Source organism: Desulfosporosinus meridiei DSM 13257, from assembly GCF_000231385.2.
Classification (GTDB): domain Bacteria; phylum Bacillota; class Desulfitobacteriia; order Desulfitobacteriales; family Desulfitobacteriaceae; genus Desulfosporosinus; species Desulfosporosinus meridiei.
Genome location: NC_018515.1, coordinates 3,413,168 through 3,427,693 on the forward strand (window position 1 = coordinate 3,413,168; position 14,526 = coordinate 3,427,693).

Consider the following 14,526-nt stretch of genomic DNA (forward strand, 5'->3'; position numbering starts at 1 on the left):
CCCAAAGTATTTTGGCGACGTCATATTTTTATGGGAACCGGGAAAACGAGTACAAAGGCAAATTTAAGTTAAGATCGTCAGGCCGCTTTCGTAAATAGGTGGGGCAATAACCTCAAAGACGCATACTGCCTTTAAGATTGCACCAAAGTATGCATGAAAAAGGCACCCAATCAACTGATCGGCGCCCTTAGTTTTTCTAACGGCTTATTAGACTCTTTTAATAGCTCCAAAAGCTGCAAAACATGAATTCTTGTGTAACAGTTCAACGTGGTCAAATCCAACTTTTCGAAGCAAGTCCAATTGATATGTGACGGAACGAGGCGAATCCTCTTTGTCAGTGTAGGAAAATACGTTGTTTTTATACTCCTCTCCGCCAATTGAGCACAAATATGCTCCATATCTATCCCACATCATCTTTTGAACTTGCTTGGTTTCATGGGATACTAAATCCGTAATCCAAACACTTCCGCCTGGTGCTGTCAATCTATAAATCTTGTGGAACACATTTTCCCAGTCTTGATCATCTCGCAGGTGATGTAAGACGGCAGCAGCCAGGATAATATCGTACCTTTGGTCCGGTAAATCGAGCATGCGGAAATCACCTTGAAAAGTTCTGATTTCACCCGAATTGGCCGCCGCAATCCTAGTATGTGCCCTGTCGAGCATAGGTTGACTTAAGTCAACAAGGTCACAATCAAAGGGACTGGCATACTGAAGAAGTTTCAAAGTGTTGTTGCCGGCTCCACAGCCTATATCCAGGACTCTTTTGATGTCTGTAGTACTTGATACCGCAGCTTGGGTAATTAACTCCATAGCAAGCGGAGCATCGACTGTGGAAACCTGCCCAGTATCAAGACTTGAGAAACGATCAACATCGTTGTCAAATCGCTTCCTGATGTCTTCTACAGTTGACTTGTCTTGGAAATGTGTTTTCATATTACTCAAGTACAATGCCACCCTTTTCATTTAAACCATTTTACTTCATTATCTAACATAATTAATATTCATTCCCCAGCTTCACGATACTATTGACTGTAGGTAAGATAATCTGCATAGGTATGTTTTTTATCACTACTATGAGGAAATATTGACATTAAAACTCGCCCCCATAATATCAGCTATTCGATTATCTAAGCTTAATTTTGGCCTCGCCCTATTACCATATTATAACACATCATCAGTGGGGCCTCAAAGAGCAGTCTTGAGTTCACTATGATCCAAAATTCCCCTATGCTCTAATTACACCATAATATGGCGAATTCGTATTTAGATTACTCTTTCAGAAGCCTCTCTTGTGTCTCTTCTTCCAGAGCATCAGAGCATATCATAAATTTGTAGCCGCTAACCATTGCCGATATCGTACCGTCATCATCTAAGAGCTCTTGGCGGATGACCATATAAAGGTGGCTCAATAAGAAAATAGCATATCCCCAGGCGACAAGGTGGTGCAGATTACGAACCTGATACTCGCCTCGAAAATTTACAACAACCCAGCCAAACAGAGTTTGCACGATTCCATTCGGGTTACTGCCTCCGCGCATAGCAAAGCCCGTGAGGATCATAAAAAGACTGGAAATCCAAATGAAGATGAGATACATAAGTTGAGCCAGGGCATTATGACCCACTTTGACTGTATGTTCCGGTGCCAGAAATGTATAGTACTTAAAGGTGGCCACAACATCTTGCCAAAAATCCTTCTTCCAAAATCGGAATTTTGAGTACTCATTTCCTACCCAATACCAATACAGCCGAAATAACATATTGGCGGTGAAAACATAGGCGAATATGCCATGCCAGTAACGTACATTTCCTACAAAAAAATTCCGAACCGCCTCACCTGGTGACACAAAAATAGGGTGTCCGATATACATTCCAGTCAGAAATAAGACTGTGATAGCCACAGCGTTAACCCAATGAAAAAACCGGATTGGGAATTGCCAGACATATACTTGACGCCTAAGCAGACCCATCTTTAAACTCCTCCTTTCTTAAAGTACCCTGACCTTGAGAATTTCCTCTCCTTGAGGTGTTAATAAATGGGTAGCACACGCTAAACAGGGATCAAAAGAATGAATAGTGCGGAGCAGTTCCAAAGGCTGGTCTTCGTTCACTATAGGGGTGTCCAGTAAAGAGGATTCGTAAGGGCCTTTCTGACCAGAGTCATCTCGTGGGGAAGCATTCCAAGTCGTTGGAACCACGGCTTGATAGGCACTGACCTTGCCATTGTTTATCTTAACCCAGTGTCCTAAGGCTCCCCTGGGTGCCTCTGCAAAGCCAACGCCCTGGGCTTGAGCAGGCCATTTCTCCGGCTCCCATTTTTCTCCGTTAAAGGTCTGACTGTCCCCTGCTTTAATATTAGCCACTAAATTCGAATAAAATCCGGCTAATTGATTTACTAAGTATTTTGATTCTAAGGCCCGGGCTAGAGTTCGCCCCAAGGTTGAGAACAGAGCTGTCAACGGGAGATCCAAACGATGAAGGGCATCATCTACCAGCCCTTTAATCTCTTTGTTTCCTCTGGCATAGGCAATTACGAATCGTGCTAAAGGACCAACTTCCATTGCCTGCCCTTGCCAACGTGGTTCCTTGATCCAACTGTACCCCTTTTTCTCATCGACATTAGTATAAGGTGGCCTCGGTCCATCATAAGCGGCTTCCGTCTTTCCCTGCCAGGGATGTAATCCCACTTTAGGATCGTCGTAACGATACCAGGAATGAGAGACAAATTCTTGGATTTGCTTGGGGTCTTTGAGATCGATGTCGTGCACCTTGCTGAGGTCTCGGTTTAATATAACTCCACTGGGAAACAAGAAGCTTTCCGGTTCACGGATATCACCGGTTGGTATTCCTCCATAAGCCAGGTAATTTCCGCCTCCCCCACCATAAAGATCCTGCTTGTAAAAACTAGCAATGGCCAAAATATCCGGAATAAGCACCTGATCCACAAAGACTTGAGCCTCATCGATCTTGGTCTTCACCAAATTCAAGCGTTCCGTATTAATCACACTATTGTCATCCATGTTTAGGGTACTGGCCATCCCCCCTACTAAATAGTTGGGATGAGGATTTTTTCCACCGAAGATAGTATGAATCTTAGCCACTTCTTTCTGCCAGGTTAAAGCTTCGATATAATGAGCAACCCCCATCAAATTAGCCTCGGTCGGTAAGCGATAGGCAGGATGTCCCCAATAGGCATTGGCAAAAATCCCAAGTTGACCGCTTTCCACTAAGGTTTTTACTTTCTTTTGCACATCTCGGAAATAGCCATCCGAGGAGTTGGGCCAATTAGAGATGGATCGGGCCAGAGCACTTGTTTGAACCGGGTCAGCCTTAAGGGCACTTAGAACGTCGATCCAGTCAAAACCATGCAAATGATAAAAATGAATCACGTGATCTTGGACAAACTGAGTTGCGGTCATAATATTGCGAATATAATTAGCATTTTTAGGAATACGAATATCCAACGCGTCTTCAACCGCACGAATCGATGTTAAAGCATGAATATGCGTACATACACCACAGATCCTTTGGACAAAGGCCCATACATCGCGAGGATCCCTGTTTTCAACTATTTTTTCAATTCCTCTAAATACAGTCCCGGTACTAATCGCATCAATGATGCGATTTCCCTCTACTACTGCCTCAATACGCAAATGTCCTTCTATTCGGGTAATAGGGTCAATTACGATTCTTGTCATGGTTTGATTCCTTTCCGTTCTTTTCACGGTTTTTCACAACCGCCGTCATTCCCGCGTGGGCTGCGACTGCGATTCCTGTAAGTCCCAAAACCCCTGCTCCTATGGTATCTGCATCTTTGCCAATGGCATTGTTGGGAATCATTGCTAAGCGTGTATAGAAGGGAGTATTATCGAAATAATTGTTTTCCGAACAGCCGATACAAGGATGACCTGATTTAATGGGGTAACTCACCCCGTCATTCCATTCTGTAATAGCACAAGCATTATAGGTCGTTGGACCTTTACATCCAACCTTATACAGACACCATCCTTGTTTTGCTCCGGCGTCATCGAAGCTCTCCACAAACTGACCGGCGTCAAAGAACGCCCGTCGTACACAATTATCATGAACACGATGTTGATAGAATGCCTTCGGCCTCCCCAGGTTTGTCAGCTCCGGTATTTTTCCATAAGTAAGATAGTGAACAATCGTCCCTGTAATTACTTCAGCAATGGGAGGACACCCCGGCACATCAATAACCGGTTTGTTTTTGACAACCTTCCGAATCGGAACAGCTTGGGTGGGATTAGGATAAGCCCCTTGTACACAAGCATTTGTGGCACATGATCCATAGGCAATGACTGCAGCGGCACCATTCGCGACCTCTTTTAAAAGCTCTGTCGATGACTTACCGCCAATAGTACAATATACTCCGCCATCACCTAGGGTTGCGCTTCCTTCTACTATTAATAAGTACGCTCCGGGATAATCCTTCATCGTCTTTAAGCGGATCTCTTCAGCTTGTTTTCCTGCGGCCGCTTGTAACGGCTCCATGTAGTCCAACGAAATCATATTAAAAATCAGATCTGCGATAAGCGGATGGGCAGAGCGCAACAAGGATTCCGTGCAACACGTGCATTCCTGTAAATTAAGGTAAATCACGGGTAAACGCGGTTTAGTCTCCAGGGCCTGGACAATCTTTGGAAACTCGGCGGCATCCAGCCCCAACATAGCACCTGTTAAGGCGCAGAATTTGAGAAAGTCCCTGCGCGTTACTCCTCGGCGACGAGCCAACTGATAATAACTCTCGGATTCTGACAATCTTAACCCTCCCTCATTCTTGGGTTGTTCCTAATCAAAACGAATTCATAGTTATTCTTCGAAATTTGATGGTCAATTATTCCAAACAGCAAATTCAGTTCCTTCGGAATCATCCCCCTGGAATCTCAAAGGCTTTCTGGACAATGAAATGGAGGATATCTCAATCTATATGAGACATCCTCTGATGGGCCTCGCTGCTGTATACACCAGTGTTCTTTGGACAGCATCAATATCCATCCCGGTAATTTCTCCGTCTTTCACGGCAACTTTATAGGTGCAAATGGAGGGATGACGTTTGGAAGTAAACTCCATGTCTTCCCGCCGCTCAAAGATCACCTTCACCGGCTTGTTGGCCTTTTTGGCTGCAACTGCGGTTTGACAAGCAAGAATGGAAGGGAAGGCTTCCTTACCGCCAAGGTCCCCGCCGGTGACATCCTGGATAACCTGAACGTCCTTCTTCTCATAACCCAGAGCCTTAGCCACTGCACCATGGACATAATAGGGACACTGCAAATCACTCAAGCCTTCAACGGTGAGAATCCGTTTTCCTACGAACTTCGATACTTTCTGCACGCAAGCCTTAAGCGCTTTGCCATCCACTAAAACCATACATGTCCCGCAGGCCCCTTCACTGCAGCCATCTTTTACCGAAGCAATCCGCAAATCGTCTCTTAAAAAGAGTAATAAACGTTTGTCACTCATAGCAAAGACATCTTCACCATTGATATTTAAGGTAAACATAAATAACCTCCTGTCTTATAATGATTCAACAGCTGGTGTTATGAATCATTATAAGTAGGAGGTTATACTACATCAAATTCTTTCTCAAAAGCACTTGCTTTATTTGTTTGTATTCCACTGATATCAAGGCAAATTTAGCTCTGCCAGCCTTCATCAGTATTCACTGGATTACTCTTACCGTAGCAAGATCAGGCTTGCTGAACGCTTGAGATCACCATAATAAAGTACAAAGCAAACTTAGCATAAGCACTAACTGCATCTCCCTTTTCAAGCTTAACAAACCCCTCACATTCATACCTGTTTCGGCTTTTGATTCTCGTCAGAATTTTTTATCCCTAATAAGTAATTCTTTGCACTAGCATAAAATATTTTAGCCATATCCGAAAACATTGTATAAGTAATAAACAGCCGCGCAGTCCTGGGCAGTAACCGGTAACCATAATCAACTACAAAGGAAAACTTTTCATCCCCGTTTTTGAGCACCAGACACTCTGCTTCCTTCTCAGCTCGGAGCATAAGCGAGAGAATGATCTGTGCAGCCTCAGCCTTCCCTTGAGTTACCAAGAAGGTGATAAAGCCTATAACGAATAGGATTATCCCCCAGTAATTCTGGAGATACGCTAAAATAACATCCACCTCTGTTTTCCTCCCTTTCAAATACAGCTGTAGATAAACTTAAACCTTTTTGCCCATACCCAATCCCCGGAACTGACCAATGCCCCTTCAGATTTTCTCAGTTATTGTTTTGTGTCATGGTATACTCAAAAACATTAACGCTGTCAGTGTTGCGCTGTACGGCTCCTTTTTGAGCTTGACCTGCCTCAACTGCCTTTTTTACTTCGGCGATTGCAGCATCTTGATAACTTAATGCCATGGTCTGCTTGTCATTTAGAATGACACGATACATAACGGTAGGTACTGGATTTAGAGCAGTATCTTTAACCGATTCTGTATAAGGGATACCAACAGCACGGCTGAAGCCCCTGCAGATTGCCGAAGACACCGACTCATCAAACCGGTCTTGTTTCATGAGTGCCTCTTCAGCGGGATTTGAGATAAAACCGATCTCCACCAAGACCGCGGGGCAATCCGTTTCCCTGAGCACGTGGAGATTATTAAACTTAATCCCCCGATTAGTGAGGCCAGTTGCAGCGACTAACTCCTTCTGGATCTCCTTAGCTATCTTTTCTCCCTTCCCGCCAGCTCCTAAGGCTATCGTTTCAATTCCGTGGGCATTGGGATCTGTGAAGGAGTTGGCGTGGATTGATAAAAAGTAGTGTGGCTTATAGTCGTTCGCTTGGTTTGTCACATCCCATAGATCTCCGTCTTGAATTGCAAGGATCTCCCAGCCGTTCTTTTTCAACTTCGTGACGACTAATTCTCCAACTTCTTTATTTTGCATGGCCTCCTGATAACCTGTTGGCCCAATGGCTCCAGGATCATAACCAATGTCTTTAGGGCCGTGGCCGTAGTTTATGACTGCTTTCACTTAACCAGCTCCTTCGAATAAAAAGCTCATTTAATAATTGCGATTACGGCAATCGCTGTACTAATAAAGGCCCCGACGACTGTGCGCCAGAGCCATGTATTGTTTGCTTCGAGTTTGTCGATACGGTGAGAGTTTGATTTTGACCTAGCTTCCGTTTCTGTAGCCTTGTTTTCGATGCAGTCTACCTTTTCTCTCAATCCGTTTTGGGTATCTAGTTTTGTCTCCACTCTCACGAGGCGTTCTCTTATGTCTATTAGTACTTCTTGATCGACCATATTGCCACTGTCCTTTCTAGAGACATAAAAATAACACCCCGTATTTAGGCGTTTTCTGCGCATAATGGGTCAACTGCGTATTAAGCTGTTTGCCGTTGTGATGATAATAATGTAGATAACTCTTGATATTCATCTGTAGTAAGTCGTTCTCCTGCGTAAAAGACATCTAGCATTTCATGCATTTGTTCAAACGAGATGAATTGTTTTTTTTCAATTTTCGATTTGCAAAGTGTATAAGTTAATGTATGCATGTAAAACTCCTCCTTATAATCCTAGTTCCATCATAATTAATCTATAATCGAGGTTTAGTACATAATCCCTTAAAATTTCGTTTTCGGTTGGTTGCGGTTCGGGTTCTGGTGGTATATCTGTTAATTCAAGAATTATTAACTCTTCGTTCTTTATTTCGTAGTAAGCTTGTTTACTACCTATAGCGTCGTACGTATCTTGGGATATTTCGTATAGAATCTCGTTTTCTTTCACTCGAACTATAGCACCTTCTGCTACAGCTGCGCAATTAGTAACTACGCTTTCTTTTTTAGATACAACGGCATAGTAACGCAAGTTTAGCCCTCCCTTTATTGTAGTGCGTACACTTCGTTTGTTTTGTAATCAAGTGTTGCGTTGGCGTACATATACGTAGGACTTGAAGTGTTGCCGTTGTAGACGTCAATTCTTATTGAATAAGAAGCACCTACAGCTATATCTGTTAAGTCAATATCCGCGCTCAAGTCACGACCAGACGCGTAGTAAACCTTTTGGACTCCGTTTAAATAAAAACGCGTCCCATAGCCAGCCGCTTGCGCTGTATTCGAGGTAGCGTTAAATCTCAGTGACTCCATATTGATAGTCAGTGTGTCGTGGCCCTTTAATCGGGTAAGGCTGACTGATTTCAAAGTACCCCATGTGTTTTGCGCTACTACAGCTTCGTTCCACGCCATAACTATGTGCGAAAGAACGTACCTAGTGTCTGACGTAGTAGCCACCGACAAAGACGTAGCTTTAGTTATGGCGGTCTGTACAGCTGCTGCTAGGTCGGTTGTTGGAATACCTAGAGCTGGCTTCGAATATTTAGAATTCCACAGCGTTTGCTTTTCGGCAGTAACATGTTTCGCCACATCCGCCAAATGCGCAGCAAAATCCACCTGCCCAACCCTGCTCGTATCAACAGGATGAACATGATCTGCTCTGGCATATCTCTTCGAAGCCCCTACTCCCGCTGTCCCATTCATGGTCGGTGCAGTTGTCCCGGCCTGGCCGAGCACAAAAGCGGTTGTAGCAACCTGTGTCGTACTCGTATCAACCGCGGCAGTTGTTGCTGTAGGCGTTCCCTCAAGTGCGGGCGACACCAACGGTGCCTTGGTACCGATGAGTGTTGCCGTCGTGGCCGCATAATTGGGGTCACTCCCTAAGGCATTAGCTAGTTCCTTTAATGTGTCCAGGGCAGCAGGAGCGGAATTAACCAAACCAGCAACTTTGGTATCTGTATAAGCCTTTGCATTAGCCTCCGCTGTATTCGCTTTCGCCTGTGCCCCAGCCGTAGTTTCCTTTGCCGCCACTGCTGTATCCAACAGATCCGCATTATCATTAAAGTCTTGGATATTGACAACATCTGTACCTTCGGGCTTTTTTAACCCTAAATTCGCCGTCGTTTGCATAGCTTATCTCCTTTACTCATACACTCTCAGTTCATTCCAAGTCATCAGGTTCACGCTATTCCAAGTGAGATATTTCAAAGAATCCCACCAAGTATAGGAATACTTAAAACTGTAATCTAAATGGGACGGCTTAATTTGTTCCAGCATCTGAATAAACCCTGGCATGTTAGACGGGATACCTTTTACCCCAATAAACCGTACCTCAAAGCGATATTCTGCCGGATACTCGATGACATCCACCTCCCCGCCCGAAAAGGCGGATGCAGTATCCAAGATCATATGCTTGGTGGTTGTGCCAGAGCCGCGAATTTTTGCTTTTATAGACTCTCTTCTCCGCTCGATAGGCTTATTAGCCTCTGTCGTTAAACCTAACTCGCTTTCCCAGCAATCCAATCTCCATGTGGCAGTATCCACAAAACATTGACTCAGCATATCGTCAATGGCATATAAAAAAAGACCCATCTCATCCGATGCAGTCTCTTGGAGTTTTTTCATTTCTCGAATGCTCTGATAATACTCAGGCAAATATCTCATGAGGTCAGGAATCGTGTATTCAGTCAGATTACCGTCACTGCCCTCTGTGCCAAAAGTGGTTGTGCCATAAAGTTGATTTCCATATCCCACTAGACTTACACCCCCTTTAATTGGTCCCAGGTTACTGCGCCCTTGGGCATAGCGTTCGCGACGATCGCTTGGGCCACTCTTTGGGCAGTCCATAATCTGGTGGATGTCGCAACACCTGCTTCTGCTTCTGCTTGAGATACCGTGCTCCAAGTGCTTGTATGAGCCAGTGTTCTGGTTGACCCATTGATGCGGGTAATGATTCCCGTAGTCGTTGTCCATACGTCTCCATTAACAGGGCTCGTTGGTGTTACACCATGGGGAAGGTTAAGGGAAGCCGTGGAGTCTGTCGAGGCAGGAAGATTAATCTTTCCCTCAAAAGTATCCCCAGCTTTATTTGCCGGAATATAAGCCAGGGCATCTTGTTTCGAGTTCCATGTAGACTTCTCTGCATCTGTAACAAGTCTATTGCTAGAATCCTGAGTAATTGCAGAAGGACTATGCGTATGTGCGCTTGGCGCAAAGGTGCTTGGTTTCTCGGTCACACCAGACCATGGCACACTTTCTGCTGCCTCAGCCGCATCGACTTTACCGTCATTATCAGTGTCATAAATACTTTTTAGCATATCTCCAACTGTTTGCGCCGCGACAAGCAACTCATTGCCGCTATCCGTTCCAATATAAAGTTTTTTGGTATCCGTACAAAAACCTAACTCACCTATAGCCAGCGTTCCGATACTGGCTTCAAGACCACGCCTAATTTGGATCATTACTTTCCTTGGCATATCATCTCCTCCCTAAAAGGTTCCTCCATCCACGACAGATACCATCAGCCTGTTTCCGTTGCCAGCATCATAGACAATACTGCTGGTATCAATGTTGGCTTCTATACCAGTGCTGTTGACGAGAATTCCTTTCCCTGCTTTAGCACTCACTGTGGTTGTTCCTACCGCGATCCCGTTTCCCGCCCCAACTGTTATGCTGACCGTGTCTGCCTGACCGCCTCCAGTTAGACCATTACCGGCGGTGATAGTTTGCAGAGCCCCGCCAGTTCTTACCCAAGCGGTTCCGTTCCAGGAATACACTTTTTGCTCATCATCGACATAACATGTCCAACCTGTCTGGGGTGTGTAAAAAAGCCAAGATGCACCATTCCACTCAGCAATTTTTGTAGCCTGGCTGACCCATGCCCCAGTGGCACTGGCGGGAATAATATATCGGTCTCCCGTCGTTGGCGACCCAGGGGGAGCGGTAAGATTCTGATCCTTGACGCTTGCTTGAGGTTCGATATTATGTTTGGCTAACTCAATTTCGTTGTTTATTTTTTGAGCACTCCACAAATCAGTTATCGTCGTCCCGGCGTCATTGATCAATCTGTGTTTAGCAGAATCGTCAATATGAGTCTTTATTTCTACTGCAGTTTTAGTGTTCGTTCCATCGGACACTTTATTAACCTGACCATTTGTGAGATCTGATTTTTTGACCTTGGCATAGGTGGTTCCATCAGCAATGTCATCTAAGGTTCCCGTCAGATCCGTCAGTTTTTGCGCATTGACTCGCTCCCAGACTGCACCATCATCCAGGTAGAGATTACCCACATTAGTTCCGCTAGTAACATAATAAAACCTTCCCGATACTCCTGCATTAGGCCGAGCCGCTTCTGTGCCTGATAGTACCCGACCAACAAAAATATTGGCGATTCCGTCCCCGATGTAAACTTCCTTAGTATCTGTGCATAGTCCCATTTCCCCCGTTAACAAGGCACCCAAAGCGATCAACTCAGTTTTTGTACCACGACGAATTCTTATTGTTTGGGCCACAAATTACACCTCCTCCAAAAATGTTCCACCATCAACGATACCCTTTTTCTTATAGCTCTCTAACGCTTGTTGAGTCGCTATAAGACTTTCTTGCAGTAAATTGATATCTTCTGCCTCCACCATATCCCCGAGAGTCTCATAGGTCACATACACTTTACCCACACTGGCAAAGATTTTAATCATCCGCTTCCAAGGGGATTCTGATGGGATTGAAACAATAAAGTTTGTGATCTCTTCTCCAGCAAAACGTGACTCCGTATAAACCCTGATCGTGCTGTTCGTGATATTGTCATGGCCTAAAAGCCCGCTATACACCCCCTCGAAAATTGGCAGTTCTTCTTCAACGGCATAAGCACTGCCATCTGGCTTTCTATTGAACTTTGGCGATAACTGGTCAATCTGCTCAGGATAGGGCATTTTTTCATACCCCCAGTCCTACGGTTCCAAGCACCGGTATTTCTTCATCCCGTAAAGCAACGTTTGCATTGCCGTTATTAAGCGTTAAACTGACATAGTCAATGATGCCAGGTGTGCTAAGCAGTAATGTCCCAACTTTGGCATAACTGACATAGGTACCCGTAAAAGCCATCTCTTGCAAATAGGCTTCCATGGATGCACTAAAAGCATCTGTCACAGCTTGGATAGCATAACCTGAGGCCAACACTACTCCAGCTGAAACATTAACCCCCTTAGCGGCTGCCGAAACAACAGTCACTGCAGCACCAATTGGCCGGACGGTTTCAAGGTATTTCATAACCTCATCCACTAAGGTTAAGGAGGCTGGCTGTTTTTCGGTATCCACTATGGCAAGCTTCACTGTTCCAGGTCCTGCCCATAACGGAAAGACTTTGGCATCTCCTACGCCGGGTACTTCTGTGGCCCACTGCCGATACTGAGCAGCATTTCCCGAGGTTGCCGGCTGCCGAACTCGCTGCAGATATCGCTTTCTGAGCTCGTCATCCGACTCTGTATCTACTCCAGGAATCAAAATATCGACCAGCTCCGCCCTTACAAGTCCACTAATAAAGTCAATGGGCAACATAGTTCCGAAGTTCTGGTTTCCTCTGCTTCCTGCAATCTCACACTCCAAACTATACTGACCGGTTGAAATTCTTTCCATAGTCTGATAGTTAACCTTCTCTATGGAAAAGCGACTGCCCACGGCCACCTCCAAAGGTAGATTATCTTTTCCAAAGAACAGGGCTTTCCGTAGTGCCTTCGTAGCAGCTTTACGAGTTACTCCATAATCTGCTGTCCTGTATTCCAGATAGTCTCCGCTTGAAGTCTGAGCCGAGAATAGCCTTAGATTGATCTCTAGCCCTGCATAGGCCTGAGCCAACTCTGCTGCAGCCGGGGATAGGGCATCATAAATGATGCTGCCCTCTCGTTTGTCTAGGTCTACGTCAACCCTGTCCAACATTCTTTTCAGTATTAACTCGTAAGTTTGTGCTTCATACACTAAACCTTCACCTCCTGAGTCATATCAAAGCTCCCATAGCTGCTGATCACTGTAAATTCAATCAATAGACCATCCCCTGCAGCTGTGATTTGAACATTTTCAATAGAAGAAATTCGATCATCTTGAGTCAGGGCTTCTCCAATCATCCGGCTTATTTCCGATTGGACAAAAATCGGATTGCTACCGATTAACTTCTCGAGCTCAGAACCATAGTTAGCTGTGTAAATCAAATGGTGCAAGCGTGGAGTCAGCAATATCTTATAGACGGACTGCTTGACTGCCTCGATTCCGTCTAACCTGCCTACAATTCGATCTTTGGCCACATCCAGCTTCCAAGTGAGTGACGGCTGCTCTATTTCTTGAATCGCATCATTGGTTAAGGTTCTCCCTACAGGAATCATAGCGTCACCACCTTATCTAAAATTACAAATTTTTGACCACCCTGAACTCGAAGCAACAGAACCATATCTCCAGCCTTGAGACCTCCGCGGATTACGATCTTGGTTGTTAGAGCTTTGGCACTATTTCTCGATGAACCGTCGTCAGTGTATTGGTGAGTATGCTCGAGATCAAGTTCAAACGAAGTCATACTTTCCGGTACCATTAAAAAATCCGCCGTAAGCGTGAATCGTTGATCGACCATCACACTGAGCGGATTAACTGTCATGACTTCTCCAGACATCACGGTTACGGGGTTAGAGGCTCCCACTGCGTCCATTCCTGCAGTCTTTATGACATCCAGTAAACTTGCCATTATATCACCTTCATAATTGCTTTAAGTTCTAGGCTCATTTTATGATCTGCTCCGTCAAAACTATGGGTACATTCATCCACCAGAAAAGGCTGATTGATTCCGTACTCTTGAATCTGGATTCGAACATAGCTTCCTGCCCTTACCCGAAGATCGCCGATGGCTTCAATCTTCAGAGTCTTTGACTCTCGGTTTTTCAATGTGGCCAGCGTATCAAGAAGCTCATTGATCTGAGCAGAGTTCATGTCTTCGTCCACACTTTGGTAGAGCTGTAGGACGCCCCACTTCGCCATATTTACGCTGTCTTGGGCACAATAGACCTCACGCCTGCCGGTGTCTTTGTTGTCCTTATAAAGCTTAATTTTGTTATAGGTGTCGGAGTCAATCGATAGTTTATGGACATAGTCCGTCATGAGACTATTATCCCCGACGACAAAGTCCAGCAACAGATCCTCTACATTTCTAACGGATAAAGAACCGAAGTCATCGAAGAAGACGTAGTTTTTTCCAGAGTTAATAAGGGTTAGATCCAACGCCTTGCAGATGACGTCTAGAAGCTTTTTATCGTTTTCGCTCATGGTGGGAATCCTGTAGCCGGTATCATCAATTTGGCCGAGCTTGAGATTGAAGTCGGCAGCGATCTTTTGAACCACCTCAGACGCTGTAATGTTGGTAAACACATAAGTATCATTGGACATGAGGTAGCGTATTTGGTCATAGCAAGTTATCTTAACTGCCTCATCCCTTCCCCCATCAATGGAAAAAATATAGCCAAAAAAGGCCTTGGCTCCATCTTCTGCCCTTTGAACGCTGACAATATCCCCATTACTATATTTAAACGTTTTGTCTTGGCCAGGGGCGTTTTTGATGAGTGTGAAGTCCAAGCTGCCTGCTTTACCAATCCGGCTGGTTTTCCAGCTCACATCGGCTACCAGGCTAGAAATGTCCCACACGTCGCCGTCTTTCTTATCGATTAGTATTTTCAGCATAACC

General features: G+C 44.9%; 18 protein-coding genes and 1 pseudogene. All 19 read right to left on the reverse strand.

Going from position 1 to position 14,526, the window contains the following annotated elements:
* Positions 1 to 207 precede the first annotated feature (207 nt).
* Positions 208 to 936 carry a class I SAM-dependent methyltransferase gene (locus DESMER_RS15680; RefSeq protein ID WP_083856547.1) on the reverse strand — a complete coding sequence of 243 codons (729 nt, stop codon included), beginning with the start codon at positions 934 to 936 and terminating at the stop codon, positions 208 to 210.
* A gap of 335 nt (positions 937 to 1,271) precedes the next feature.
* Positions 1,272 to 1,970 carry a Ni/Fe-hydrogenase, b-type cytochrome subunit gene (cybH, locus tag DESMER_RS15685; RefSeq protein WP_014904045.1) on the reverse strand — a complete coding sequence of 233 codons (699 nt, stop codon included), beginning with the start codon at positions 1,968 to 1,970 and terminating at the stop codon, positions 1,272 to 1,274.
* An 18-nt stretch (positions 1,971 to 1,988) separates the two neighbouring features.
* Positions 1,989 to 3,698, reverse strand: a complete 1,710-nt coding sequence (locus DESMER_RS15690; RefSeq protein ID WP_014904046.1) for a nickel-dependent hydrogenase large subunit — start codon at positions 3,696 to 3,698, stop codon at positions 1,989 to 1,991.
* Positions 3,679 to 4,779, reverse strand: coding sequence for a hydrogenase small subunit (locus DESMER_RS15695; protein ID WP_014904047.1), 1,101 nt, complete (start codon positions 4,777 to 4,779; stop codon positions 3,679 to 3,681). The genes DESMER_RS15690 and DESMER_RS15695 overlap by 20 nt, the downstream gene beginning before the upstream one ends.
* 183 nt (positions 4,780 to 4,962) lie before the next feature.
* Positions 4,963 to 5,520, reverse strand: a pseudogene (locus DESMER_RS24495) (molybdopterin cofactor-binding domain-containing protein); the annotation flags it as partial.
* 291 nt (positions 5,521 to 5,811) lie between these two features.
* A complete protein-coding gene (locus DESMER_RS15705; protein WP_014904049.1) occupies positions 5,812 to 6,156 on the reverse strand; it encodes a hypothetical protein in 345 nt (114 codons plus the stop codon).
* Between the two features lie 97 nt (positions 6,157 to 6,253).
* Complete coding sequence (locus DESMER_RS15710) at positions 6,254 to 7,009, reverse strand: N-acetylmuramoyl-L-alanine amidase family protein (RefSeq protein ID WP_014904050.1); 756 nt, start codon at positions 7,007 to 7,009, stop codon at positions 6,254 to 6,256.
* Positions 7,010 to 7,035: 26 nt separating this feature from the next.
* Positions 7,036 to 7,284: a hemolysin XhlA family protein gene (locus DESMER_RS15715; protein WP_014904051.1), complete on the reverse strand. Its 249-nt coding sequence runs from the start codon at positions 7,282 to 7,284 to the stop codon at positions 7,036 to 7,038.
* A gap of 80 nt (positions 7,285 to 7,364) precedes the next feature.
* Complete coding sequence (locus tag DESMER_RS23825) at positions 7,365 to 7,535, reverse strand: hypothetical protein (RefSeq protein ID WP_014904052.1); 171 nt, start codon at positions 7,533 to 7,535, stop codon at positions 7,365 to 7,367.
* Positions 7,536 to 7,548: 13 nt separating this feature from the next.
* A complete protein-coding gene (locus DESMER_RS15720) occupies positions 7,549 to 7,848 on the reverse strand; it encodes a hypothetical protein (RefSeq protein WP_014904053.1) in 300 nt (99 codons plus the stop codon).
* Positions 7,849 to 7,862: 14 nt separating this feature from the next.
* Entirely contained in the window at positions 7,863 to 8,942 is a 1,080-nt protein-coding gene (locus DESMER_RS15725; RefSeq protein ID WP_014904054.1) for a hypothetical protein, read from the reverse strand.
* A gap of 12 nt (positions 8,943 to 8,954) precedes the next feature.
* Complete coding sequence (locus DESMER_RS15730) at positions 8,955 to 9,566, reverse strand: YmfQ family protein (protein ID WP_014904055.1); 612 nt, start codon at positions 9,564 to 9,566, stop codon at positions 8,955 to 8,957.
* 5 nt (positions 9,567 to 9,571) lie between these two features.
* Entirely contained in the window at positions 9,572 to 10,288 is a 717-nt protein-coding gene (locus DESMER_RS24500) for a hyaluronate lyase N-terminal domain-containing protein (RefSeq protein WP_014904056.1), read from the reverse strand.
* A gap of 12 nt (positions 10,289 to 10,300) precedes the next feature.
* Positions 10,301 to 11,323: a DUF2793 domain-containing protein gene (locus DESMER_RS15740; protein WP_014904057.1), complete on the reverse strand. Its 1,023-nt coding sequence runs from the start codon at positions 11,321 to 11,323 to the stop codon at positions 10,301 to 10,303.
* 3 nt (positions 11,324 to 11,326) lie between these two features.
* Positions 11,327 to 11,740: a hypothetical protein gene (locus DESMER_RS15745; RefSeq protein ID WP_014904058.1), complete on the reverse strand. Its 414-nt coding sequence runs from the start codon at positions 11,738 to 11,740 to the stop codon at positions 11,327 to 11,329.
* A 4-nt stretch (positions 11,741 to 11,744) separates the two neighbouring features.
* Positions 11,745 to 12,782, reverse strand: coding sequence for a baseplate J/gp47 family protein (locus DESMER_RS15750; protein WP_014904059.1), 1,038 nt, complete (start codon positions 12,780 to 12,782; stop codon positions 11,745 to 11,747).
* Positions 12,782 to 13,183 (reverse strand): DUF2634 domain-containing protein, encoded by a 402-nt coding sequence (locus tag DESMER_RS15755; protein ID WP_014904060.1) that lies wholly within the window; start codon positions 13,181 to 13,183, stop codon positions 12,782 to 12,784. Before DESMER_RS15755 ends, DESMER_RS15750 begins: the two co-directional genes overlap by 1 nt.
* Positions 13,180 to 13,536 (reverse strand): DUF2577 domain-containing protein, encoded by a 357-nt coding sequence (locus tag DESMER_RS15760; protein WP_014904061.1) that lies wholly within the window; start codon positions 13,534 to 13,536, stop codon positions 13,180 to 13,182. The genes DESMER_RS15755 and DESMER_RS15760 overlap by 4 nt, the downstream gene beginning before the upstream one ends.
* On the reverse strand, positions 13,536 to 14,522 hold the full coding sequence (locus tag DESMER_RS15765) for an XkdQ/YqbQ family protein (RefSeq protein ID WP_014904062.1): 987 nt from the start codon (positions 14,520 to 14,522) through the stop codon (positions 13,536 to 13,538). The genes DESMER_RS15760 and DESMER_RS15765 overlap by 1 nt, the downstream gene beginning before the upstream one ends.
* Between the last annotated feature and the right edge of the window lie 4 nt (positions 14,523 to 14,526).

Excerpts from the sequence above, each read along its gene's own strand:
- DESMER_RS15680 (WP_083856547.1), bottom strand. The coding sequence starts at position 936 with ATGAAAACACATTTCCAAGACAAGTCAACTGTAGAAGACATCAGGAAG.
- cybH (WP_014904045.1), bottom strand. The coding sequence starts at position 1,970 with ATGGGTCTGCTTAGGCGTCAAGTATATGTCTGGCAATTCCCAATCCGG.
- DESMER_RS15690 (WP_014904046.1), bottom strand. The coding sequence starts at position 3,698 with ATGACAAGAATCGTAATTGACCCTATTACCCGAATAGAAGGACATTTG.
- DESMER_RS15715 (WP_014904051.1), bottom strand. The coding sequence starts at position 7,284 with ATGGTCGATCAAGAAGTACTAATAGACATAAGAGAACGCCTCGTGAGA.
- DESMER_RS23825 (WP_014904052.1), bottom strand. The coding sequence starts at position 7,535 with ATGCATACATTAACTTATACACTTTGCAAATCGAAAATTGAAAAAAAA.
- DESMER_RS15725 (WP_014904054.1), bottom strand. The coding sequence starts at position 8,942 with ATGCAAACGACGGCGAATTTAGGGTTAAAAAAGCCCGAAGGTACAGAT.
- DESMER_RS24500 (WP_014904056.1), bottom strand. The coding sequence starts at position 10,288 with ATGCCAAGGAAAGTAATGATCCAAATTAGGCGTGGTCTTGAAGCCAGT.
- DESMER_RS15745 (WP_014904058.1), bottom strand. The coding sequence starts at position 11,740 with ATGCCCTATCCTGAGCAGATTGACCAGTTATCGCCAAAGTTCAATAGA.
- DESMER_RS15755 (WP_014904060.1), bottom strand. The coding sequence starts at position 13,183 with ATGATTCCTGTAGGGAGAACCTTAACCAATGATGCGATTCAAGAAATA.
- DESMER_RS15760 (WP_014904061.1), bottom strand. The coding sequence starts at position 13,536 with ATGGCAAGTTTACTGGATGTCATAAAGACTGCAGGAATGGACGCAGTG.
- DESMER_RS15765 (WP_014904062.1), bottom strand. The coding sequence starts at position 14,522 with ATGCTGAAAATACTAATCGATAAGAAAGACGGCGACGTGTGGGACATT.